Genomic DNA, 22,247 nt, shown 5'->3' on the forward strand with positions numbered 1-22,247 from the left:
GGTTGCGCGCCACCGGTACGAGCCTATGCGCCCCCCGTGCCGTTCCGCCGGGCCCGGGCCGCTCCCGCCGGAGCCGGTGACCGGCGCCGGGCCTGTGAAAAGCTGAAGGGCGGGCCCGGAGGACCGGGACCCGGGGGCGGAAGGGCGTGAGGTGGACCGGCGTGGGTGACGGGAAATGGCGTACGGCGGGCAGAGCCCTGCTGCGGGTGACCGCGGTCTGGGCGGTGTCCACCCTCACCATGCTCGCCCTGGCCGGAGCCCTGCCCGACTTCCAGCTGGAGGCCGACGACGGCGACACCATCACCAAGACGGCCTTCACCGCCGCCTGGGGCGCGGGCGCCTTCGGCCTCCTGTCGGCCCTGGTCTGGCCCGTCCTCGTGCGGGCCCTGCTCATCGTGCCCGCGCTCGTCCTGGGCGCCCTGGTCTTCTTCCTCAACGGCTCGCTGCTGCTGATAGCGCTGCGCCTCATCCCGGACGGGCGCGGCGACGCCAACCCGGAGACGGCGGTCGTCGTCGCCGCCGTGATGTCCGCCGTGGCCTCCGCCACCTCCACCGCCCTCGCCGTCCGCGACGACGAGGCCTACCGCCGCCGGCTGTCCCGGCTCGCCGACCGGCGCCGCCGACGCGGCCGCCCCCCGGGACCGCCGGAACCGGGCCGCGACGGTCCGCCCGGCACCGTCTTCCTCCAGCTCGACGGAGTCGGCCACGACGTCCTGGTGAAGGCCGCGGCCGACGGGCTCATGCCCACCGTCGCCGGCTGGCTCGCCGACTCCTCAGGACACCGGCTCACCCCCTGGCGCACCGACTGGTCCAGCCAGACCGGCGCCAGCCAGCTCGGCATCCTGCACGGCAGCAACCACGACGTGCCCGCGTTCCGCTGGTACGAGAAGGAGACCCGCACCGTCATGGTCTCCAGCCGTCCCGCGAGCGCCCTCGAAATGCAGCGCCGCGCCATCGCGCGCACCCGCGACGGCGGTCTGCTGACCATCGACGGCGCGAGCCGGGGCAACCTGTTCAGCGGAGGAGCCGGACAGCTGGCCCTGGTGCTCTCCATGGCCGCCCGTCGCGGCAAGGGCCGCCGCTCCCGCGCCGGATACTTCGCCTACTTCTCCGACCCGGCCAACGCCACCCGTACGGCCCTCTCCTTCGTCGCCGAGGTCCTCCGCGAGATCGGCCAGTCGACCCGGGCCCGCGCCCGGAAGGTCACACCGCGGATCAAGCGCGGCGGGCTCTACCCCTTCATCCGCGCCTTCGCCACCGTCGTGGAGCGCGACGTGGTCGCCGCCGCCGTTCTCGGCGACATGTTCGCCGGACGCACCGCCGTCTACGCCGACCTCGTCGCCTACGACGAGGTCGCCCACCACTCGGGGCCCCACAGCCGCGACGCGGAGAAGGTCCTCGTACGCCTCGACCGCTCCCTCGCCCTGATCGCCAAGATCGCCGACCACACCCCGCGCGCGTACCGGATCGTGCTCCTGTCCGACCACGGACAGAGCCCCGGGGAGACGTTCGCGGGAAAGTACGGGCTCACGCTCAAGGACCTCGTCCGGGCGGGCTGCGGGCTGCCCGTGCCCCGCCGGGCCCAGCGCACCCGCAGCGCCTCCGAGGCCCGTGACGCGGTGCGGATCGCGCTGCACCGCCCCGTCGAGGGCCAGGAGGCCGAGCACCCGGCCAAGCTCTCCGACCCGATCGTGCTGGCCTCCGGCAACCTCGGGCTGATCTCCTTCCCCGACATCGGGGGCCGCGCCTCGCGCGAACAGATCGAGCGCCGCCACCCGGCGCTGCTCTCCACGCTCGCCAACCACCCGGGAGTCGGCTTCCTCCTCGTCCGCTGCGGTGAGCACGGCTCCGTGGTGCTCGGGCCCGGCGGGGCGAAGACGCCCGTCGCCGACCTGACGGACGACGAGGGACCGCTCGCCGGCTTCGGCGTCGGGGCGGCAGCGGCCGTCCAGCGCACCGACACCTTTCCGCACGTCGCCGACATCATGGTCAACTCCATGTACGACCCCGCCACCGGGACCGTGCACGCCTTCGAGGAGCAGGTCGGCTCGCACGGCGGCCTCGGCGGCGAGCAGTCCCGGCCGTTCCTGCTCTGGCCGCGCGGGCTGACGGACCCGCTCGACATCGTGGCCGCCGAGACCGCGGAGGGCGCACCCGTGCCGCCGGGCGGCGGGCTGGTGGGCGCCGAAGCGGTGCACCGGGTGCTGACCCGCTGGCTCCAGGAGTCCTCCGGCCCGCAGGTACCGGTCCGGAGCGAGGGCTTCGGCGGGGCCGGCCTGGCGGACGAGCCGTTTCCGGACGGTGCCCCGGTGCGGGAAGCGCCCGGTACGACGGCCTGACCGGCGGACGTTCCTCCGGCGGCCCGTCGCGCGTCCGGATCAGGCCGACTGCCGTCGTACCAGCGTCGGCGGGAAGAGCACGGAGGGGGAGGGGCCGCCCGGCTCGCCGATCTGCTTCAGCAGCAGCCGGGCCATCTCCGCCGCCATCTCCTCGACCGGCTGCCGGACCGTGGTCAGGGGCGGGTCGCAGGCGGCCGCGGCGCTGCTGTCGTCGAAGCCGACCACCGCCACGTCGGACGGCACATCGCGCCCGGCCCGGAGCAGGACCGGGAGCGCGCCCAGGGCCATCAGGTCGGAGGCGATGAACACTCCGTCGAGGTCGGGTCGGTCCGCCAGCAGCCGCCGCATCGCCGCCGCCCCGCCCAGATGCGTGAAGTCCCCCTCGGCGCAGGTCACGTCGTCGATGCCGTGGGCGGCGACGGCCTCCAGGAAACCGGTCAGCCGCACCTGCCCCGCGGGCATGTCCTGGGGCCCCGAGATGGTGGCGATGCGCCGTCGCCCCAGCGCCGCCAGGTGATCGGCCGCCAGCCGCGCCCCGGCGTGCTGGTCCACCTCCACGTAGGCCAGCGGGGACGGACGGTGGGGGCGGCCCGCGAGGACGGCGGGCATCCTGGTGTCCTGGAGCTGCCCGGGGAGCGGGTCGTCGGCATGCGTGGTGATCAGGACGACCCCGTCGACATGGCCGTGACGCAGATACGAGAGCAACTGGCCCCGGGACGCCTCGTCGTCGGCCAGCATCACGACCATCTGGATGCCCGCGGGACGCAGCACCTCCAGCAGTCCGCTGACGACCCGCCCGAAGTACGGGTCCGAGAACATCCGGCCGACGAACGGCTCGGACATCGGCCGCCGTTCCCGCTCCGAGACCACCAGGGCCACCGAGTCGGTGCGCCGCGTCACCAGCGAGCGGGCGGCCCGGTTGGGCACGTAGCCGGTGGTCGCCACCGCCTCCTCGACCACGGTGCGCAGGGCGGGGTCCACGGTGGTCGCCCCGTTGATCACCCGGGACACCGTCGCCCGTGACACACCGGCCACGGCCGCCACGTCCTCCAAGGTCGCGGGGCGTACGGGCTGCGGCACTTCGGCTGTCATGCAGCCCTTTATACCCGCAGGCCGGCCGCCCCGTTCAGCCGAGGGCCCGCACCGCGCCCGGCAGCCGTTCCAGCTCGGCGAGGAAGGCCTCGCGCGCCGTCACGAGGGCGCGGGCCAGTCGGCGGGCGTCCGCCCGGCCGCCCGCGGTGATCTCGGAACGCGAGACCTGTGCGGACTGGCGCAGGTGGTCCCCGATCCGCGCGAGGACGAACCGGTCGAACGCGGTTCCTTCGGCTGCGCGGGCGGTCTCCAGGTCCTGTCCGGTCACCATGCCGGGCATGTCGTGCCCCGCGTGCACATCGGTGAGCGGCAGCCCCATGCGGCCCAACAGGGTTCGCAGTCGGCCGAGTTCGGTCTCGTGTCCGGTGCGCAGTCGCACCGCGAAGGCGCGCACCCGCGGTTCGGCGGCCCGCTCGGCGGCGAGCGTCAGGAGCTTCACCGCCTGCTGGTTCATGGGGGCCATCAGCTGGACCCAGCCGGCGTCGGTCGGGGTGGCGGACGCGGTGCCGGAGGGCGTGGGGGAGAGGCCCGGAGCGGACTCCCGTACCTCCGCGGTACGGGGCGCGGGACCCGCCGCCGACGAGCAGCCTGCCGCTCCGCCGAGACCCAGCGCGGCCAACAGGCCGAGGGCGGACGCCCGGTGGAGCGGCGGGTAGTTCATGGGGCTCCTGAGGTGTCCTCGTACGGGAGTGGAGGGGAGGAGTCCGCCCCGGAGCCGGGCCCCGGGGCGGATGTGGAGCAGTGCACGGAGATGACGAAGGATCAGGGTCGGGCGTCGAAACCGCACTTCACGATCGCGTTGATGCAGTCGCGGACGCGCTGCGCCATCTCCTCCTCCGGCCAGACGTTGAAGAAGTCGCCGTGCATCGTGTAGCCGGGGCCGGACGCCAGCCGGAAGCGGGCGGGGTCGCCGTTCACCGGATAACGCAGTACCTGCCGGAGCTTGGGCACCGGCACCGGGTGGGTGGACGGGCAGCCTCCGGCCACCGGGTAGGCCATGTGGCTCTTGTGGTCGGCCGAGTCGAGGTCCGTGCCGTTCCAGCACTGCGGGAAGTCCAGGTAGGACTCCATCATGGTGCCGGGCGGACAGTTCACGAAGTTCTGCGAGGGATTCACCTCACCGGCGTGCAGGCACGACCAGCGGGCGATCGTGTTGTCCTGCGGGCCGGTCGCCTTCGCGTTGCCCGCCACGACGCGCAGGCCCTTGGGGAAGGGCTCGATCCGACGGATGACGTCGTCGCTCACGCCTTCGCCCAGGTAGTAGAACGTGGTCCCGGTGGGCTCCACCTCCTTGTCGCCGTCGTAGAGGGTGGGCACCCAGTAGGACGACAGGTCGGTCTCGGGGGCGCACGACGTACGGCCCCGCTCCAGTGAGGCCAGATCGGAACCGGCGTGCGTGGTGTCGTTGCCGAAGAAGCTGTGCATGTGGGAGGCGCCCGGCAGCCCGGGGAAGACGATCGGGTCGTCGGGGGCCCGATGGGTGTACGGGCATTCCGCGAGGAACTCGGCCACCCGCACCACGTCGGCGGCGGCCTTCGGCGCGGCTTCGGGGGCGGCCCACTCGGCCGCCGCGTTGCCCGCGTTGGCCTGGAGGAGGGAGAGGGCGAGGGCAGCCGCGGCGAGTCCGGCGATGCGGTACCGCCAGGGCGGCAGGGATCGTTGGCGGCGGTGGTCGGGGTCGCGTCGATGGCGGAAGAGCACGGCACTCCTGTCCGGGGAAGTGGGGATTCCTTGATCATGAGAGAGAGCGCTCTCTCGGAGGAACGTAGGATCGCCTCGTGTGCATGTCAAGGGACTGCGCGGTACGGACAAACAAGCCTGGTCAGCGGCGAGTTGAGTTCGATTGCGTGTGAGAGCGCTCTCCCTTGATCGATGAGGAAGAGGGATCGGGGGCGTTGTCAGTGGTGGGCGGAAGAATGGTGGCCATGACGAACTCAGCTGCTGTGCTCGCCGATGCCGCCGCCTATGCCGCCGCGGTGGAAGAGGCCTCCCTCGCCGCCGCCGCGTACTACGCCTCGGGCGAGAGCGCGCTGGACGACGACGCCTACGACCGGCTGGCCCGCGGCATAGCCGCGTACGAGGCGGACCACCCGGAGGAGGTGCTCGCCGACTCGCCGACGGGCAAGGTCGCGGGCGGGGCCGCCGTCGGGGACGTGCCGCACACGGTGCCCATGCTCTCGTTGGACAACGTGTTCTCGGCGGAGCAGTTCGTGACCTGGACCGCGTCCCTGGAGCGACGGCTCGGCAGGCCGGTGACCGCGTGGAGCGTGGAGCCGAAGCTCGACGGCCTGGCGGTCGCGGCGCGCTATCGGGACGGCCGGTTCGAGCGCCTCATAACGCGGGGCGACGGCACGGCGGGCGAGGACGTCTCGCACGCGGCGGGCGCCGTCGTCGGCCTCCCGGAGCGGCTGGCCGCCCCGGTCACCATCGAGGTGCGCGGCGAGATCCTCATGACGAACGAGCAGTTCGAACAGGCCAACGCGATCCGTACGGAACACGGCGGCGCCCCCTTCGCCAACCCGCGCAACGGGGCGGCGGGCACCCTGCGCGCCAAGGACCGCGCCTACCGGGTGGAGACGACCTTCTTCGCCTACGGCGCGCTGCCGCTGCCCGATTCCGGAGAGCTCGCCGCGACCCTAGCCGAACTGCCCCACAGCGAGGTCCTGGCGTACGTCGCCGGCCTCGGCGTGCACACGGCCGCGGGCACCGACGTCGCGCCGCTCCGGGCCAGCACGGCCGAGGAGGTCCAGGCGCGGGTCGACGGGATAGGCACCCTGCGCGCCTCGCTGCCGTTCGGCATCGACGGGATCGTGATCAAGGCCGATCTGGCGGCCGACCAGCGTGAGGCCGGCTCCGGCACCCGCGCGCCCCGCTGGGCCATCGCCTACAAGCTGCCCGCCGTGGAGAAGATCACCCGCCTGCTGGCCGTCGAGTGGAACGTCGGGCGCACGGGCATCATCGCGCCGCGCGCCGTCCTGGAACCCGTGGAGATCGACGGCTCCACCGTCGGTTACGCCACCCTCCACAACCCGGCCGACATCACCCGCCGCGACCTGCGGCTGGGGGACCAGGTCATGGTCTACAAGGCCGGCGACATCATCCCGCGCATCGAGGCCCCGGTGGTGCACCTGCGCACCGGCGACGAGACGCCCATCAACTTCCCCGAGAACTGCCCGCAGTGCGGCTCGGGCATCGACACGAGCGAGCAGCGCTGGCGCTGCACCCGGGGCCGTGACTGCCGTCTGGTCGCCTCCGTCTCGTATGCGGCGGGGCGCGACCAGCTCGACATCGAGGGCCTCGGCTCCACACGGGTCGTCCAGCTCGTCGACGCGGGCCTCGTCGCGGACTTCGCGGACCTGTTCACGCTGGAGCGGGAGCAGTTGCTGGCTCTCGACCGGATGGGCGAGACCTCCACGGACAACCTCCTGGCGGCCATCGAGACCGCCCGGACCCGGCCGCTGTCCCGGGTCTTCTGCGCCTTGGGCGTACGGGGCACGGGGCGCTCCATGTCGCGTCGCATCGCACGGTACTTCGCGACGATGGACCGGATCGTCGCCGCTGACTCGGAGACGCTCCAGCGGGTCGACGGCATCGGCAAGGAGAAGGCGGCCGCGGTGGTCGCCGAGCTGGTGGAGCTGGCACCGCTGATCGGCAAGCTCGTCGCGGCCGGGGTGTCCATGACGGAGCCGGGAGCCACCCCGCCCCCGGAGCCCGGGGCGGAGGAGGAGACGGCCGCGACGGCGGGCGCGGGCCCGGAGGCCGGTGGCGACGCCGGCTCCACGCTGCCCCTGGCGGGAATGACCGTGGTGGTCACGGGCGCGATGTCCGGAGCGCTGGAGAAGCTGTCGCGCAACCAGATGAACGAGCTGATCGAGCGGGCGGGCGGCAAGTCGTCCTCCAGCGTCTCCAAGCGCACGAGTCTGCTGGTGGCCGGGGAGAAGGCCGGATCCAAGCGCACCAAGGCGGAGGACCTGGGGGTCCGGATCGCGGTGCCGGAGGAGTTCGCGGAGCTGGTCGGCTCCTTCCTGGCGGCGGGGGAGAGTGCCTGAGCCGGTCGGTCCCCGGGCGCGCCGCGATGGTGCGCCTGTGAATCAGGGAGGAAGTGGCGTTCCACCACCCCGTATTGCATAGTGAGGGCTCGGTCGTGCCTCGCTATCAGTGGGGCCGACGGGTGCGTGGGCGGCTGCGACGGGCGGCCGGGGGTGAGGGACGATGCGTTCTGTGCACGACGGACAGCGGCCGGGCCGCGCCGTTCCCGCGGCGACCCCCTCGACCGATCCCACCCGCTTCACCCCCGCCCGGGCGGCCCTCACTCCGGCCGTCCCGGCTCCGGCCTCCGTTTCGCCGGCCACCGCGGTCCCGGCCGTGCGCGTCCCGCTCACTTCCGCGCCCGGCGAGTGGCGAGGGCCGCTCCGCCCGGGTGCGGGCCCATGGGGGAAGGGCCCCGGACCGCTTCGTGACGGAAGCGGTGCCGGGGCGTTCGGGGCGGGGCGTTCCCACCCGGTTCTCCGGACGCGCCACCAGCGGCTGAGCGCGCCGGGCGCCCAGGGCGCACCGGGCGTCCCTCCGGCCGCCCGGGGGCTGGCCCTGGACCTGGGCAGCTCCCGCACCCGGGCGTGGGTGCCCGGCCGGGGGCTGGTCCTCGATCCGTTCCCCGGGGCCGGTCTGCACGCGGGCGAGGAGCGGCCGGTCCGGCGAGGGCGCATCGTCGACCCCGAATCCTGCGGCCGGCTGCTCGGCCGTATCGCGGACGCGGCCCTGGGCCCCGACCGCAGCGACAGCGTGATCGTGCTCAGCCACCCGGTGCTCGCCGGGGCCGAACACCGCACCGCCGCGCGCGCTCTGCTCGCCGGGCTCGGGACGACGCGCGTCCTGGTCCTCAGCAGCGCCCGCGCCGCCGCCGCGTACGCCGGGCCGAGGGACGCGGGACCTCTCCTCGTCGTCGACATGGGAGCCGAGCTGACCGAGGTCACGCTCCTCGTCAACGGACTGGTCGCCGACGCCCGGCAGGCCGAGAGCGGACTCGACGACCTCGACCCGGCGAAGCTGCCGGAGGTCCTCGTCCGTACCGTGCTCGACATGATCACGTCCATGTGGCGGCACGACCGGCACGGCGCGATCCGCGGAGCCCTGCGCAAGGGGCCGGTGCTCGCGGGCGGCGGCGCGCTGCGAGCCGACGTCACCGATCGCATCGCCCACCGCCTCGGCACCCGGGTGCGCCTGGCCGACGACCCGTCGACCACGGTCGTCCGCGGCGCCGGACAGATCCTCAGCTCCGTGCTCCGGCACCGGACGGCGTCACCCGACCATCCCGGCCGACCGAGGTGACGCCGTCCCCGGCACCGGCCCGGCCGAACGCGCCCAGGGCGCGATGCGCGCCGGCCACGCTGCTCCTCGCCGTTCTCACCGTCCTGACCGTCCTCACCGTGGTCGGTGCCGCCGCCTCGGCGACGGGCGCCGCGCCCGCCCCGACCTCCCGGAGCCTTGCAGCCGCCGTCACGGCCGCCGCCCCGGCTCCCGCCGCACCGCGGACCCACGGCGTCGCGCACCACACCGAGCACGACTTCCGGCACCGGGCCGGGCACGACTTCCGGCGCCACGCCGGGCACGCCACCGGGCAGGGAGCCGGGCACGACACCCGGTACGGGTCCGGGCGGACCAGCGGGTCCGACCTCGGCGGACCGGGCCACGCGAGCGGGGCCGCGGCCGTGTCGGGCACGGGTGCGGTGGCGCAGGCCGGGCACGAGCAGCCCAGGGCGGCGGCCGATCCGGCGCAGGCTCCCCGGGCGGGCTCCGGCCGGGCGTACCTCCTCCTTAACGCGCCACCGCCCCCGCACGACGCGCTGACGCCCGCTGTACCGGGGCCGGCAGAGCCGCGCGCAGGCGTCCGGCACGCCGCCGCGGACTCCTTCGACGCACCGTGCAGCCGCAGGGGCGGGCTCCCCGGCGTACGGGGGCCTCCGGGCAGGACCACCGGTCCCACGACCGGTCATCCGTCCTGTTCTGCCGAACCGGCGCCGCGTCCTCACTGAGGTGAGGGCGCTCGACGCCCCACCGGAGGATTCCCATGACTCGCGCCACCGCGGTGCGAGCGGTTCTGGCTGTCGCCGTCCTGCTCGTCTCCGTCTACATCAGCCTGACCATGTCGCCCAGACTCGGCCTCGATCTCCAGGGCGGCACCCGTATCGTGCTCCAGGCCCGGGACACCGCCACCGTCGAGGCGGACCGGGAGACCACCGACCGCACCCTGGAGGTGCTGCGACAGCGCATCGACTCGCTGGGCGTCTCCGAGCCGACCCTGACCCGGTCCGGCGAGGACCGGATCATCGTCGAACTGCCCGACGTCCAGGACCCGCGCCAGGCCGCCGAAGTGATCGGCCGGACGGCCCAGCTCACCTTCCACGCGGTCGAGGGCCCGGCGGCCGAGGAGCCGGACGAGAAGTCCTCGGGCTCCGACCCCGACCGGCTGGCCCTTCCCGACGAGCAGGGCCGTAACCTCGCCCTCGGTCCCTCCCGGCTCTCCGGCGCGGGCGTCGAGGACGCCACCGCGGGCTTCGACGCGCAGGGGGGAGCGGGCTGGAGCGTCTCGCTCGAATTCCGCAAGGACGCCGGTCAGGACTGGAAGAAGCTGACCGGCGAGGCGGCCTGTCATCCCGCCGGTGACGACCGTCGCAGGGTCGCCATCGTCCTCGACGAGAAGGTCATCTCCTCGCCACAGGTCGACCCCTCGGTCGGCTGCCGGGCCGGACTGCCGTCCGGGGCCACCCAGATCACCGGCTCGTTCAGCGCGGACGAGGCGCGCGACCTGGCGCTGCTCATCAAGGGCGGGGCCCTGCCCGTGCCCGTCGAGATCGTCGAGCAGCGGACCGTCGGCCCGACGCTCGGTGCTGCGGCCATCGACGCGAGCGCCCGGGCGGCCCTCATCGGCGCAGCCGCCACCGCACTCTTCATCACCCTCGTCTACCGCCTCTTCGGCGCGCTGGCCGCCGTGGCGCTGGGCGCGTACGGGGTGATCTCCTACGCCGCGCTCGTCGCCCTCGGCGTCACGCTGACGCTTCCCGGGCTCGCCGGTTTCGTCCTCGCGATCGGGATGGCGGTCGACGCGAACGTCCTGGTCTTCGAACGGGCCAGGGAGGAGTGCGCGGACCGGCCGAAACGCTCCCTGCGCTCCGCCCTGACCACCGGATTCACGAAGGCGTGGAGCGCGGTCGCCGACTCCAACGCGACCACGCTGATCGCGGCCGGACTGCTCTTCTTCCTGGGCTCGGGACCGGTCAAGGGCTTCGGGGTCACCCTCGCCATCGGGGTCGTCGCTTCGATGTTCTCCGCGCTGGTCATCGCCCGCGCCCTCACCGAGATCGCCGCGAACTCCCGCTTCGTCAGCGACTACCGGAACGTCAACGGCATCGCGCGCCCCGGCGCCGTACGGACCTGGCTGGTCCGCAAGGACCCGCAGCTCTTCCGCAAGCCGGTCCGCTGGCTCGTCGTCTCCGTGGCCCTGGTCGCCGTCGCTCTGGCCGGGATCGTGGTGCGCGGGATCGACCTGGGCGTCGAGTTCACCGGGGGCCGCCTGGTGGAGTACTCCACCAGCCGCCCGGTCGACGTCGAAACCGCCCGGGACACGCTCGCCGCCGCGGGGTTCGGCGACGCCGAGGTCACCACGGCCGGGGACGGCGATCTGTCCGTCCGCACCGGGAAGCTCGACAACGACGGCGAACACGCCATGCGGACCGCCCTCGCCGAGGAGGGCGGCGAGACGTCGAAGGTACGGGACGAGCTGATCGGCCCGAGTCTCGGCGACGAACTGCGGCGCAACGCCCTGATCGCCCTGGCGGTCGCGGTGGCGGTGCAGCTGGCCTACCTGGCGGTCCGGTTCCGCTGGACGTTCGCCGTGGCCTCCGTCGGAGCCATGGTGCACGACGTGATCCTCGTGGTGGGGGCCTTCGCCTGGCTGGGGCGGCCGGTGGACGGCATCTTCCTGGCCGCCCTGCTCACCGTCATCGGCTACTCGGTCAACGACTCGGTGGTCGTCTTCGACCGGGTACGGGAGCTGTGGGGGGCGAACCGGCGGACGCCGCTGGACACCATCGCCCGCCGGGCGGTCCTCCAGACCGTTCCCCGCACGGTGAACACCGGGATGGGGGCCCTGTTCATCCTGGCCGCCCTCGCCGTGCTGGGCGGCGACTCGCTCGCCGACTTCGCGCTCGCCCTGCTCATCGGCATCTGCGTCGGCACCTGGTCCTCGGTGTTCACCGCCGTACCCGGGGCCATCCTCCTGGAGCGGAACGCCAAGACCCCGCCGCCCGTCCCCGGGAAGCGGAAGGGGAAGGGCCCGGCGAGCGGGCGCCCGGGTGCGGCCCGGCGCGACCCGCTCGACAACGGGGCGCGCGTCTGAGGTGGTCCCGCGCTCCGGCGCCACGACCGGCCGCCCCCGGCGGGTCGTGGCACCGGGGGCGGGACCGGACGTGGCGCCGGGGGGCAGGGGCCGGGGGTCAGGACGGGACGTGGGCGTGCAGATAGGCGGCCGTCTCCCGGTCCGCGGGGAGGAACGTCTCGATGGCCAGCTCGGCCACCGTCACGTCCATCGGCGTGTTGAACGTCGCGATCGACGACACGAACGACAGGACCCGGCCGCCGTGTTCGAGCAGCATCGGCAGCGCGAACGCGGCGGACCGCTCCCGCCCCCTCCCGCCTGCCCCGTCGCTCCGCCGCACGGTACCGCCCGCCCCGTCGGCGCGGTCGGCGTCGGCCGCCCGTGCGGGGACCGGGTAGGCGGCCACCTCGTCGTACAGCGCCCGCAGCTCCGGCGAGCGTACGAGGGCGATCTGACGGTCCATCTGGGCCAGCAGGTCCGCCCGCCACTCCGGGAGGTTCACGATGCGCGGGGCGAGCCCCTCGGGGTGGAGGGTCAGCCGCATGGCGTTCACCGGCGGGGCCAGCAGCTTCTCCGGCACCCCCTCCAGCAGCAGGGCGATCCCCCGATTGGCCGCCACCACCCCGTAGGTGCCGTCCACCACGAGCGCCGGATACGGCTCGTACGCCGCGAGCAGCCGGTCGAGGCCCTCGCGGAGGGAGGCCATCGCGGGGTCGTCGAGCGGCGTCTGCGCGTAGCGGGGCGCGTAACCGGCGACCACGAGGAGGGCGTTGCGTTCGCGGACCGGGACGTCCAGCTGTTCGGCAAGGCGCAGGATCATGTCCTCGCTGGGCCGGGAGCGGCCCGTCTCGATGAACGAGATGTGGCGGGCCGAGGAGTCGGCGCGCAGGGCCAGCTCCAACTGGCTGATGCGCCGCTGTTCCCGCCAGTCCCGCAGCAGCGGCCCTACTCCCGTGTCGGGCAAGACAGTCGTCATGCCAAGACCGTAACGTCACCGGCGGGCCGGGGCCGGTACGGGCCGCCCCCGGCCCGCTGTGACGCATGCGCCGATCCACCGAGACCCACGGGAGCCGTTCCATGAGCGCAGAACCGCTGTCGCCGACCGAGACCGACCGCCGGCTGGAGAGCCTGCCCGGCTGGGCGCTGGAGGGTGGCCGGATCACCCGGACCTTCCGGCTGCCCTCCCACTTCGCCGCCGCCGCGCTGACGGTCCACATCGCGCGGATCCAGGACGAGTTGAACCACCACTCCGACCTGACGCTCGGATACAACACGGTGGCCCTCTCCGTCCACACGCACGACGCGGGAGGCGCGGTCACCGAGAAGGACCTCGCGCTCGCCGCCCGGGTGGCTTCCGCGGCCCCGGCCCACGGAGCCGAATAGTCCGGCGGAGCCGCGGCCGACAGCCCACCGGTCCGAGCCGTGCCTGCCACGGCGGGCGGCCGTCCCGCGGCCCGGATGCGGACCGCCCGGCTCCCCGGCCCGGATGCGGACCGTCCGGCCCGAGCCCGGCCCGGACCCGCCCCGGGCTCAGGCCACCGTGCCGAACCGGGGGTGCGCGCCGAGCCACTGCGCGTAGCTCGGGCTGCGCGACACCGCCTCCGCGTAGGCCGCGCGGGTCGCTCCGGCCACCGTCCCCGCCACGGCGTCCGCCGCGGAGGAATGGGGGTGCCAGCCCAACAGGTGACGCCAGCTGAGCGGCGCGCCGGCCAGCGGTCTGGTCACCAGGCCGGGCGCCGGCGGGAACGTCGCCCGGCACAGCCCTATCGCCCGCCCCACCTGCACCAGATGGACGACGGAGGAGGTGTCCGTCTCGTACACCGACACCGGGGTGAAGCCCGACCGCGCGCAGGCCGCGGTGAAGCAGTCGGCGAAGCAGCCGTCGCCGGGCACGTCCGCCCAGCACTCGTCCGCCAGCGCCGCCAGGTCCAGCTCCGCCTCACCGGCCAGGGCGTGGCCCTCCGGCAGCATCACGAAGACCGGGTCCACCCCGACGACCTCCCAGACCAGCCGGTCCGCCAGCGGCGGCGGACTCTCGCCGCACGTCCCGATCAGCGCGAAGTCCAGCCTGCCGTCGATGATCAACGAGGCGATCTCCGCCACCGACCACGAGGTGTACGTCGACACCGGTGCCGACGGGTGTGCGGCGGCCATCCGGTCCACCAGACCGCCGAGCAGCGGACCGTGCGTGCCGCCCAGCCGGAACCGGTCCAGCGACCCCGTGGCGTTGGCGAACCGCACCGCCTCCGCCTGGAGTTCACTGACCGCGGGCAGCACCACCCGCGCCCGCTCCAGCACCAGTTCGCCGAGCGGGGTGGCACGCGCTCCGGTGTGGTCGCGGTCGAAGAGAGTGCCGCCCAGGGCCTTCTCGATCCGCCGCAGTTGAGCGCTGAGCGCAGGCTGGGCAAGCCCCAGCGTGGCGGCGGCCTTGGTGAGGCTGCCCGTGTCGGCAATGGCACGGACCGTTCGCAGATGGCGCAACTCAAGCTCCATAAGGGCAAGTTATGGGCCCGGGAGTACCCCGGCAATATGTGCGCTCCGCCTACCGTTCGGTCGGTGTACACGTGCCGTGGGCCCGGTCGTCCCCCTGCGGTCCGCCGGGGGCGGGGCGGGACCTTCCGGTTCAGCCGTGCCAGGCGCCGTCCCCGGCGGCCTCGCGGACGAAGACGGAGAAGGCCTTCGGCTCCCGGCCCAGGACCCGCTCCACGTCGTCCGTCGTCGCCGTGTTGTGGCCGTCCAGCAGCGTCGCGAACAGCCCGGCCAGGAATTCCGCCTCCGGACCGAACACCCCGAACTCCTCCAGCAGCGACGCGTACGCGGTTCCCGTCACCGGCACGTACCGCACCGGCCGGCCCGTCGCCCGGCCCAGCTCCTCGGCCGCCTCCGCGAACGTCAGGCTCCGGGGGCCCGTCAGCTCGTACACCGCCCCCGCGTGCCCGTCCCCGGTCAGCGCGGCCACCACCACGTCGGCCAGGTCGTCGAGGTCCAGGAACGGTTCCGCCGACGTGCCCGCGGGGAACACCACCTCGCCGCCGAGCACGCCGTCCACCAGCGGCCCCTCGCTGAAGTTCTGGGCGAAGAACGCCGAGCGGACGACCGTGACCTCCGCAGTCCCGGCGGCCCCGCGCAGCGCCTCCTCGGCGAGGGCCGCCTGCGGTTCGCCGCGACCCGACAGCAGCACCACCCGGCGCACCCCGCACGCCGCGGCGGTCCGCCCGAAGGCGGCCATGGCCTCCACGGCCCCGGGCACCGCCAGGTCCGGGTAGTACGCCACATAGGCGGCCCGGACGCCGCGCAGTGCCGCCGCCCAACCCGACGCGTCCTGCCAGTCGAACGGCACTTCGCCCGTGCGTGAACCCGAGCGGACCGGCACCCCGAGGGCGGTCAGCCGCTCCACCACCCGACGGCCCGTCTTCCCCGTGCCGCTCGTCACCAGAACCGTCCCCGCCGCCGTTCCCGCAACCGTTCCCTCCGCCGCTCCCGCTCCCGCTCCCCGCTCCGCCACCTGTCCCACGCCCCGTCCACCGCTCTCGTCGTCGCTCGTGCCGTTGCCGTCGTCTCGTCGTGCGAACGCGTTCTCCGTCATGGCTCCAGACTCCCGGGCCCGCGACCGACCGGACATGCTCCAAAGACTCAGGCGCCTACTTCTCCGTCCACGAGGCGGCGCGTCCACGAAGCAGCGCGTCCACGAAGCTGTGCCCGCGCCCACGCGGCAACGCGCCCACGCGGCAACGCGTCTAGGCTGCGGCCATGGACCCTCTCGCCGGACTCCTGGACGGACCGCGCGCCCGGGGTGCGTTCCTGCTCCGCATGGTGATGGAGCCGCCCTGGGCGGTACGGGTCGAGGACCGGGCCCCGATCTGCCTCATGTCGGTCCGGCGCGGCACGGCCTCCATCGTCCCGTCCGGCGGAGGCGAACCGGCCCGCCTCGGCCCCGGGGACATCGCGGTGCTCCGCGGCCCCGATCCGTACACCGTCGCCGACGCGCCCGGGACGACGCCCCACGCGCTCATCGGCCCCGGCGGCGTCTGCACCACGCTGCACGGCCGGCCGCTCTCCCAGGACATGGTGCTGTCCGTACGGACCTGGGGAAACGCGGCCGACGGCGCCACGTCGGTCCTCGTCGGCACCTATCTGCTGGACGGCGAGATCAGCCGCCGTCTGCTGGACGCCGTGCCCCCGCTGCTCACGGTCCCGGCCGACGCGCGTACCCGGCCGCTGCTGGACCTGCTCGACGCGGAGATCTCCCAGGAGGAACCGGGCCAGCGCGTGGTCCTGGACCGTCTGCTGGACCTGCTGCTCATCGCCGTGCTCCGCGCCTGGTTCGCCCGGCCCGGGGCCGACGCTCCCGCCTGGTACCGCGCGATGGGCGACCCGGTCGTGGGCGCGGCGCTGCGGCTGCTGCAGCACGACCCGGGCTACCCCTGGACCGTCGCCTCGCTGGCCTCCCGGGCCGGGGTGTCCCGGGCCGGTCTCGCCCGGCGGTTCACCGAGCTGGTCGGGGAGCCGCCGATGGCGTACCTGACCGGTCGGCGGCTCGCTCTCGCGGCCGACCTGCTGCGCGAGAGCGACGCCACGGTGGAGGCCGTGGCCCGGAAGGTCGGCTACAGCACCCCCTTCGCCTTCAGCGCGGCGTTCAAGAGGGTCAGGGGCGTCAGCCCGCAGGAGTACCGCGGCGGTCCGCCGGGGGACCGGCTCGATTTGCCGGAACGGCAAAGAAGATTGCCGGGCGGCCGTCCTTCGGAGAGGCTGATCCCATGAGCAGCCACGCCGGTCACGGCCACCACGACGCGCACGCACCCGCCACGCCCGTACACGCCCACGCCCCTGCCCACGCTCATGCCCATGCGCACGGATCGGTCGGCGATCCTGCGACGGAGATCGACTGGGACGTCCTCGGGCCCCTGCTGGAGCAGGAGGCCGAACTGGGCGGCGCGCAGTACGAGGAGGCGGCCCGCTGGATCGCCGCCCTGCCCACCGCGCCGGCCGTCCGCCGGGTCCTGGACATCGGCAGCGGCCCCGGCGTCGTCTCCTGCCTGCTGGCCGAGGTCTTCCCGGAGGCCGATGTGGTGGCGGTGGACGCCACACCCGCCCTCCTGGACCGCGCGAAGAACCGTGCGCGACGCCTCGGCGTGATCGACCGCTTCCAGACGCTGGAGGCGGAACTGCCAGGAGACTTCGGCCGCTTGGGGGAGGCCGATCTGATCTGGGCGGGCAACTCCCTGCACCATCTGGGCGACCAGCGCGCCGCTCTGGCCGGTTTCGCCGGGCTCCTGCGGCCCGGTGGCACGGTCGCGCTGGTGGAGGGCGGGCTACCCACCCGCCGGCTGCCCCGCGACATCGGCATCGGGCAGCCCGGCCTGGAGGCACGGATGGGCGCTGCCGCCGCGACCCGCTTCGAGCACATGCGGTCCGAACTCCCGGGCGCGAAGCGGGAGACGGAGGACTGGAGTGCGCTCTTCACCGCGGTCGGCCTCGTCCCGCAGGGCACCCGGAGCTTCCTCCTGGACCTGCCCGCCCCGCTCTCCCGCCCCGCCCGCGACCATGTCGTCGCGAGCATCACCCGCGAGCGGGAGGTGCTCGGCGGGCTGCTGACGGCCGAGGACAGCGCCGTACTGGACCGGCTGCTGGACCCCGAGGATCCCGAGGGCCTCCACCACCGCCCCGACGTCCACCTGCTCACGGCGCGCACGGTGCATCTGGGCCGCCGCGGCTGATACCGGCGACGCCGTCCCGGGCTCCCGCTGCCCTGCCCTGACCCGCCCTACGCCACCGGCTCCGACCGCGTCACCGGCTCCAACTGCCACCACTGGAAGGGCGAGTCGGTGTCCTCCCACTGCTGAACCGTGCCCCCGGCCCCGGTGGACCGGTCGGCGACCTCCATGACGAGACCGCTGATGAAACTCACCAGCGTCACCGTCCCGGGCGCCTCCGGGTGCTGCTCGATCAGCCACTCCTGGGCGCCGAAGTTGTTGGCCTTCCACTGCTGGATCCGGGTGCCGTTCTGCGTGTCGGCTCCTGCCACGTCCAGCCGCTTCCCGCTGTGCTCGTTGACCAGGTGGAAGAGGGCCGCGCCCTCGTGCACCGGGGCCAGCCGCCACACCTGCGCGGCCGTCCCGTCGTCCTCGCCCTGCTGGACCCGGGCCCCACTGCCCTTGGCGGCGCCGTACACCTCCAGCACCAGCTTGCTGCCGACGTTGCGCAGGCGGTACGGACCCGCCTCGACGACGGGCGCGAGTTCGCCGCTCATGTTTCCTGTCTCCCCGGTTCGACGTGGGTACTGCCGTACTGCCGCCGGCGCACCGGCTGACGACGGCGCCCCCACCGTGATGTCGGTGGGGGCGCCGTCGGCCGGACGCTCAGGCGCCGGCGTTGAACTCCGCCGGGTCGGGGCCGAGCCGCTTGCCCTCGTCCAGGGCCGCGAAGGCGGCGAGGTCGTCGTCGTCCAGCTCGAAGCCGAACACGTCGAGGTTCTCCTTGATCCGCGACGGGGTCACGGACTTCGGGATCACGATGTTGCCGGTCTGCAGATGCCAGCGCAGCACCGCCTGGGCGGGCGTCCGGCCGTGCTTCTGGGCGATGGCGACGACCGTCGGCACCTCCAGCAGGCCCTTGCCCTGGCCGAGCGGCGACCACGCCTCGGTGGCGATGCCGTGGTCGGCGTGGAAGGCGCGGAGCCCGGCCTGCTGGAGCTGCGGGTGCAGCTCGATCTGGTTGACGGCCGGGACCACGGAGGTCTCGGCGAGCAGCCGCTTCAGGTGCTCGGGATGGAAGTTCGACACGCCGATGGCCTTCGCGCGGCCCTCGGCGAGGATCTCCTCGAACGCCTTGTACGTGTCCGTGTACGCGTCCTTCGCCGGGACCGGCCAGTGGATCAGGTACAGGTCGACGTAGTCCAGGCCGAGCTTGTCCAGCGAGGCGTCGAAGGCGCGCAGGGTGCTGTCGTGGCCCTGCTCGCTGTTCCACAGCTTCGTGGTGACGAAGAGCTCGTCGCGGGCGACGCCGGAGGCGGCGATGGCCTTGCCGGTGCCCGTCTCGTTCTCGTAGATCGCGGCGGTGTCGATGCTCCGGTACCCGGTCTCGATGGCCGTGGCGACCGCCTTCTCCGCCTCGTCGTCCGGCACCTGCCAGACACCGAAACCGAGCTGCGGCATGTCGAGGCCGTTGTTGAGGGTGATGGAGGGGACCTTGCTCACGAGCGGTCGATCCTAACGTCGTCGGTGGGTGACTCCCCACGACAACGACCGGGCGGGTCCCAGCATTCCCACCCACGTCCAGCAGCCTCGATCGCGCCGCCGAGTCCGTGGAATCGCGCCGCCGGGTCGCCGCCGGGTCGGCGGTCCCGCACCGCCGGGTCAGTGGTACAGCGCGTCGACCTCGACCGCGTACGCCGTCTCGATCGCCTTGCGCTTCAGCTTCAGCGAGGGCGTCAGCAGCCCCGTCTCCTCGGTGAACGGATGGGCCAGGATGCGGAACGTACGGATCGACTCGGCCTGGGACACCGCCGTGTTGGCGGCCACCACCGCCCGGCGGACCTCCATCTCCAGGTCCGGGTCCCGCACCAGGTCGGCCGGGCCGAGCGGAGTGCGGCCCTGCATCGACAGCCAGTGCTCCACGGACTCCTGGTCGACGGTGACGAGCGCCGCGATGTACGGGCGGTCGTTGCCGACGACGATGCACTGCGCGACCAGCGGATGCGCCCGTACGCGTTCCTCCAGACCGGCCGGGGAGACGCTCTTGCCGCCGGACGTCACCAGGATCTCCTTCTTCCGCCCGGTGATCGTCAGATAGCCGTCCTCGTCCAGCGCACCGAGGTCCCCGGTGGCGAGCCAGCCGTCCTGCAGCACCGTCCGGGTGGCCACCGGGTTGCCCAGGTAGCCGGAGAACACGTTCGGCCCGTGCACCCACACCTCGCCGTCGTCCGCGATGTGCACCGACGTCCCCGGAATCGGCTGTCCGACCGTCCCGTAGCGGGTGCGCTCGGGAGGGTTCGCCGTCGCCGCCGCGGTCGACTCGGTCAGCCCGTACCCCTCGAAGACCGCCACCCCGGCTCCCGCGAAGAACAGCCCGAGCCGGCGGTCCATGCCCGAGCCGCCCGACATCGCGTGCCGCACCCGGCCGCCCATCGCGTCGCGGACCTTCCTGTAGACGACCTTGTCGAAGAACTGGTGCTGCATCCGCAGCCCGGCCGAAGGACCCGGACCCTTCCCGAACGCCTTCTGCTCCAGGGCCTCGGCGTACTTCACCGCGATGTCGACGGCCTTGTCGAACGGCCCGGCCCGGCCCTCGGCCTCCGCCTTGCGCCGGGCCCCGTTGAACACCTTCTCGAAGATGTAGGGCACCGCCAGGATGAACGTCGGCCGGAACGTCACCAGGTCCGGCATCAGCGCGTTCGCGGACAGCTCCGGCTGATGCCCGAGCCGGACCCGGCCGCGGACCGCGGCGATCTCGACCATCCGCCCGAAGACATGGGCCAGCGGCAGGAAGAGCAGGGTGGCCGCCTCGTCGCCGGGCTTGGAGTGGAACACCGGCTCCCAGCGCGTGACCATCGTGTCGCTCTCGAACATGAAGCTCGCGTGGGTGATCACGCACCCCTTGGGGCGGCCCGTCGTCCCCGAGGTGTAGATGACGGTCGCGACGGAGTCGGGCGTCACCGCGCGCCGGTGCCGCTGCACCACTTCCTCGTCGATGTCCGCGCCCGCCCCGAACAGCTCGTCCACCGCTCCGGCGTCCAGCTGCCACAGCCGCTTCAGACGCGGCAGCCGGTCGATCACCGAGCCGACGGTCATCGCGTGGTCCTCGTGCTCGACCATCACCGCCACCACCTCGGCGTCGTGCAGCATCCACAGGACCTGCTCGGCGGAGGAGGTCGGGTAGATCGGCACCGACTGGGCCCCGACGGACCAGAGCGCGAAGTCGAAGAGCGTCCACTCGTAGCGCGTACGGGACATCAGCGCGACCCGGTCACCGAACCGCACCCCGTGCGCGATCAGCCCTTTGGCGAGGGCCAGCACCTGATCGCGGAACTCCCCGGAGGTCACATCACGCCACTGGCCACCGGCATCCTTGCGGCCGAGCGCGACGTAGTGCGGATCGTCCTCCGCGTAGTCGAAGACCACATCGGCCAGACCGCCGACCTGAGGTGCCGCCGGCATGGGTGGGACAGTGAAATCGCGCAATGACATGCTCCTCGTGGCGCTCCGCACAGCGCCGCGACGCTACCCCAAGCGGGGGCCCGGCGGGAGGGGCCGGGCCCGGCCGCACCTCCTGTCGTCCGCCCAGGTCAACCGTCGAAATCCGGCCAGATGGGCAAGGCTCGGGCGTCCGGCCGGTTCAGTTCTGCCGGAGGGGTAAGCGGCTCGCGCCGGAATCTCCACCGAATCCGACCGCCGTGACCACGGCGACCACCGACTGTCCTGACCACCACCGCGACCGTAGTGACCACCGACTGTCCTGACCTCCGTGACCTCGGCGACCACCGTGACCTCGGCGACCGTGACCGCTGCCGGTCCGTGGAGCGGCTACGCCCCTTCCCCGCCGCCGGTCCCGCGGTGCAGCCGGTCGCCGCCCGCCAGGATCGCGGAGGCCAGCGCGTCGGCCGCCTCCTGGGCCGCGCCCCGGCGGCTCCCGTGCAGCAGGACGAAGTCGACGCCGCCCAGCTCCGGCAGCCCCGCCCTGGCCGGAACCGGCGTCAGCCCCGGCGGAACCATCCCCCGGGAGTGCGCCATCACGCCCAGGCCGGCCCGCGCCGCCGCGACCAGACCGCTCAGGCTCGTACTCGTACAGGCGATCCGCCAGGCCCGCCCGTGCTCCTCCAGCACCTCCAGGGCGCGGGCCCGGGTGATGGCCGGTGGCGGGAAGACGACCAGCGGCACCGGGCTCTCCGGATCCACGCGCAGCTGCGGCGCACCGATCCAGTCCAGCGCGTCCTGCCACATCAGCTCGCCGTGGGTGTCGCCGGCCCGCCGCTTGGCCAGCACCAGATCCAGCCGGCCCGCCGCGAGCTGCCGGTGCAGCGTCCCGGACAGCTCCACGGTGAGCTGGAGCTCGACCTCCGGATGGTCGCGGCGGAAGGACTCCAGGATCTCGGGCAGCCGGGTCAGCACGAAGTCCTCGGAGGCTCCGAACCGCAGCCGGCCGCGCAACCGGGTGCCCGCGAAGAACGCGGCGGCCCGCTCGTGCGCCGACAGGATCGTCCGGGCGAAGCCGAGCATCGCCTCGCCGTCCTCGGTGAGGTCGACGCGATGGGTGTCCCGGGTGAACAGCTGCCGCCCGGCCGCGCCCTCCAGCCGACGCACGTGCTGGCTGACCGTGGACTGGCGGATCCCGAGCCTGCGCGCGGCCTGGGTGAAGCTCAGCGTCTGGGCCACGGCGAGGAAGGTACGCAGCTGGGCGGGGTCGTACGTAGCGTCCATGGGCCCACGCTATCGGGATGCGTGATG

At 73.6% G+C, this 22,247-nt stretch carries 17 protein-coding genes; 7 read left to right on the forward strand and 10 right to left on the reverse strand.

The genetic code is table 11. The annotated features are described in order from the left end of the window. Positions 1–161: 161 nt before the first annotated feature. Positions 162–2,339 (forward strand): alkaline phosphatase family protein, encoded by a 2,178-nt coding sequence (locus tag OG245_RS32640; protein WP_371626932.1) that lies wholly within the window; start codon positions 162–164, stop codon positions 2,337–2,339. Between the two features lie 39 nt (positions 2,340–2,378). Here OG245_RS32640 and OG245_RS32645 read toward each other — a convergent pair whose 3' ends face one another. From OG245_RS32645 to OG245_RS32655, 3 genes are all read right to left on the reverse strand, one after another. Continuing rightward, a complete protein-coding gene (locus OG245_RS32645) occupies positions 2,379–3,431 on the reverse strand; it encodes a LacI family DNA-binding transcriptional regulator (RefSeq protein ID WP_371626933.1) in 1,053 nt (350 codons plus the stop codon). A gap of 34 nt (positions 3,432–3,465) precedes the next feature. Next, the gene (locus OG245_RS32650; RefSeq protein ID WP_371626934.1) at positions 3,466–4,092 is read right to left on the reverse strand and encodes a DUF305 domain-containing protein; all 627 of its coding nucleotides are present in this window, start codon (positions 4,090–4,092) and stop codon (positions 3,466–3,468) included. A 101-nt stretch (positions 4,093–4,193) separates the two neighbouring features. Beyond that, on the reverse strand, positions 4,194–5,132 hold the full coding sequence (locus OG245_RS32655; RefSeq protein WP_371626935.1) for a DUF1996 domain-containing protein: 939 nt from the start codon (positions 5,130–5,132) through the stop codon (positions 4,194–4,196). Positions 5,133–5,347: 215 nt separating this feature from the next. Between OG245_RS32655 and ligA the strand changes: the two genes are divergently transcribed. From ligA to secD, 3 genes are all read left to right on the forward strand, one after another. Beyond that, entirely contained in the window at positions 5,348–7,480 is a 2,133-nt protein-coding gene (gene ligA, locus OG245_RS32660) for an NAD-dependent DNA ligase LigA (protein ID WP_371626936.1), read from the forward strand. A 571-nt stretch (positions 7,481–8,051) separates the two neighbouring features. Beyond that, positions 8,052–8,759, forward strand: coding sequence for a rod shape-determining protein (locus OG245_RS32665; RefSeq protein WP_371628049.1), 708 nt, complete (start codon positions 8,052–8,054; stop codon positions 8,757–8,759). A gap of 739 nt (positions 8,760–9,498) precedes the next feature. Then, positions 9,499–11,826, forward strand: a complete 2,328-nt coding sequence (gene secD, locus OG245_RS32670; protein ID WP_371626937.1) for a protein translocase subunit SecD — start codon at positions 9,499–9,501, stop codon at positions 11,824–11,826. Positions 11,827–11,923: 97 nt separating this feature from the next. Here the strand turns inward: secD and OG245_RS32675 are convergent, their stop codons facing one another. Next, positions 11,924–12,781, reverse strand: coding sequence for a helix-turn-helix domain-containing protein (locus tag OG245_RS32675; protein ID WP_371626938.1), 858 nt, complete (start codon positions 12,779–12,781; stop codon positions 11,924–11,926). 101 nt (positions 12,782–12,882) lie between these two features. Here OG245_RS32675 and OG245_RS32680 point away from each other — a divergent pair, with 101 nt between their 5' ends. Continuing rightward, entirely contained in the window at positions 12,883–13,188 is a 306-nt protein-coding gene (locus OG245_RS32680; protein WP_371626939.1) for a 4a-hydroxytetrahydrobiopterin dehydratase, read from the forward strand. A 147-nt stretch (positions 13,189–13,335) separates the two neighbouring features. On the opposite strand, the gene OG245_RS32685 is transcribed toward OG245_RS32680, so the two are convergent. Both OG245_RS32685 and OG245_RS32690 read right to left on the reverse strand, forming a co-directional pair. Then, positions 13,336–14,298 (reverse strand): LysR family transcriptional regulator, encoded by a 963-nt coding sequence (locus OG245_RS32685; RefSeq protein ID WP_371626940.1) that lies wholly within the window; start codon positions 14,296–14,298, stop codon positions 13,336–13,338. 130 nt (positions 14,299–14,428) lie between these two features. Continuing rightward, the gene (locus tag OG245_RS32690) at positions 14,429–15,391 is read right to left on the reverse strand and encodes an NmrA family transcriptional regulator (protein ID WP_371626941.1); all 963 of its coding nucleotides are present in this window, start codon (positions 15,389–15,391) and stop codon (positions 14,429–14,431) included. A 164-nt stretch (positions 15,392–15,555) separates the two neighbouring features. Between OG245_RS32690 and OG245_RS32695 the strand changes: the two genes are divergently transcribed. Both OG245_RS32695 and OG245_RS32700 read left to right on the forward strand, forming a co-directional pair. Beyond that, positions 15,556–16,566 (forward strand): AraC family transcriptional regulator, encoded by a 1,011-nt coding sequence (locus OG245_RS32695; RefSeq protein ID WP_371626942.1) that lies wholly within the window; start codon positions 15,556–15,558, stop codon positions 16,564–16,566. After that, positions 16,563–17,522, forward strand: coding sequence for a trans-aconitate 2-methyltransferase (locus tag OG245_RS32700; protein WP_371626943.1), 960 nt, complete (start codon positions 16,563–16,565; stop codon positions 17,520–17,522). Before OG245_RS32695 ends, OG245_RS32700 begins: the two co-directional genes overlap by 4 nt. Before the next feature lie 47 nt (positions 17,523–17,569). On the opposite strand, the gene OG245_RS32705 is transcribed toward OG245_RS32700, so the two are convergent. The 4 genes from OG245_RS32705 to OG245_RS32720 all read right to left on the reverse strand — a co-directional run bounded on the left by OG245_RS32705 (position 17,570) and on the right by OG245_RS32720 (position 22,220). Continuing rightward, on the reverse strand, positions 17,570–18,055 hold the full coding sequence (locus OG245_RS32705; RefSeq protein ID WP_371626944.1) for an RICIN domain-containing protein: 486 nt from the start codon (positions 18,053–18,055) through the stop codon (positions 17,570–17,572). Between the two features lie 109 nt (positions 18,056–18,164). Continuing rightward, entirely contained in the window at positions 18,165–19,001 is an 837-nt protein-coding gene (locus OG245_RS32710) for an aldo/keto reductase (RefSeq protein WP_371626945.1), read from the reverse strand. Positions 19,002–19,160: 159 nt separating this feature from the next. Further along, complete coding sequence (locus OG245_RS32715; RefSeq protein ID WP_371626946.1) at positions 19,161–20,960, reverse strand: long-chain fatty acid--CoA ligase; 1,800 nt, start codon at positions 20,958–20,960, stop codon at positions 19,161–19,163. Positions 20,961–21,326: 366 nt separating this feature from the next. After that, complete coding sequence (locus OG245_RS32720; protein WP_371626947.1) at positions 21,327–22,220, reverse strand: LysR family transcriptional regulator; 894 nt, start codon at positions 22,218–22,220, stop codon at positions 21,327–21,329. Between the last annotated feature and the right edge of the window lie 27 nt (positions 22,221–22,247).

This window comes from Streptomyces sp. NBC_01116 (genome assembly GCF_041435495.1).
Lineage (GTDB): Bacteria > Actinomycetota > Actinomycetes > Streptomycetales > Streptomycetaceae > Streptomyces.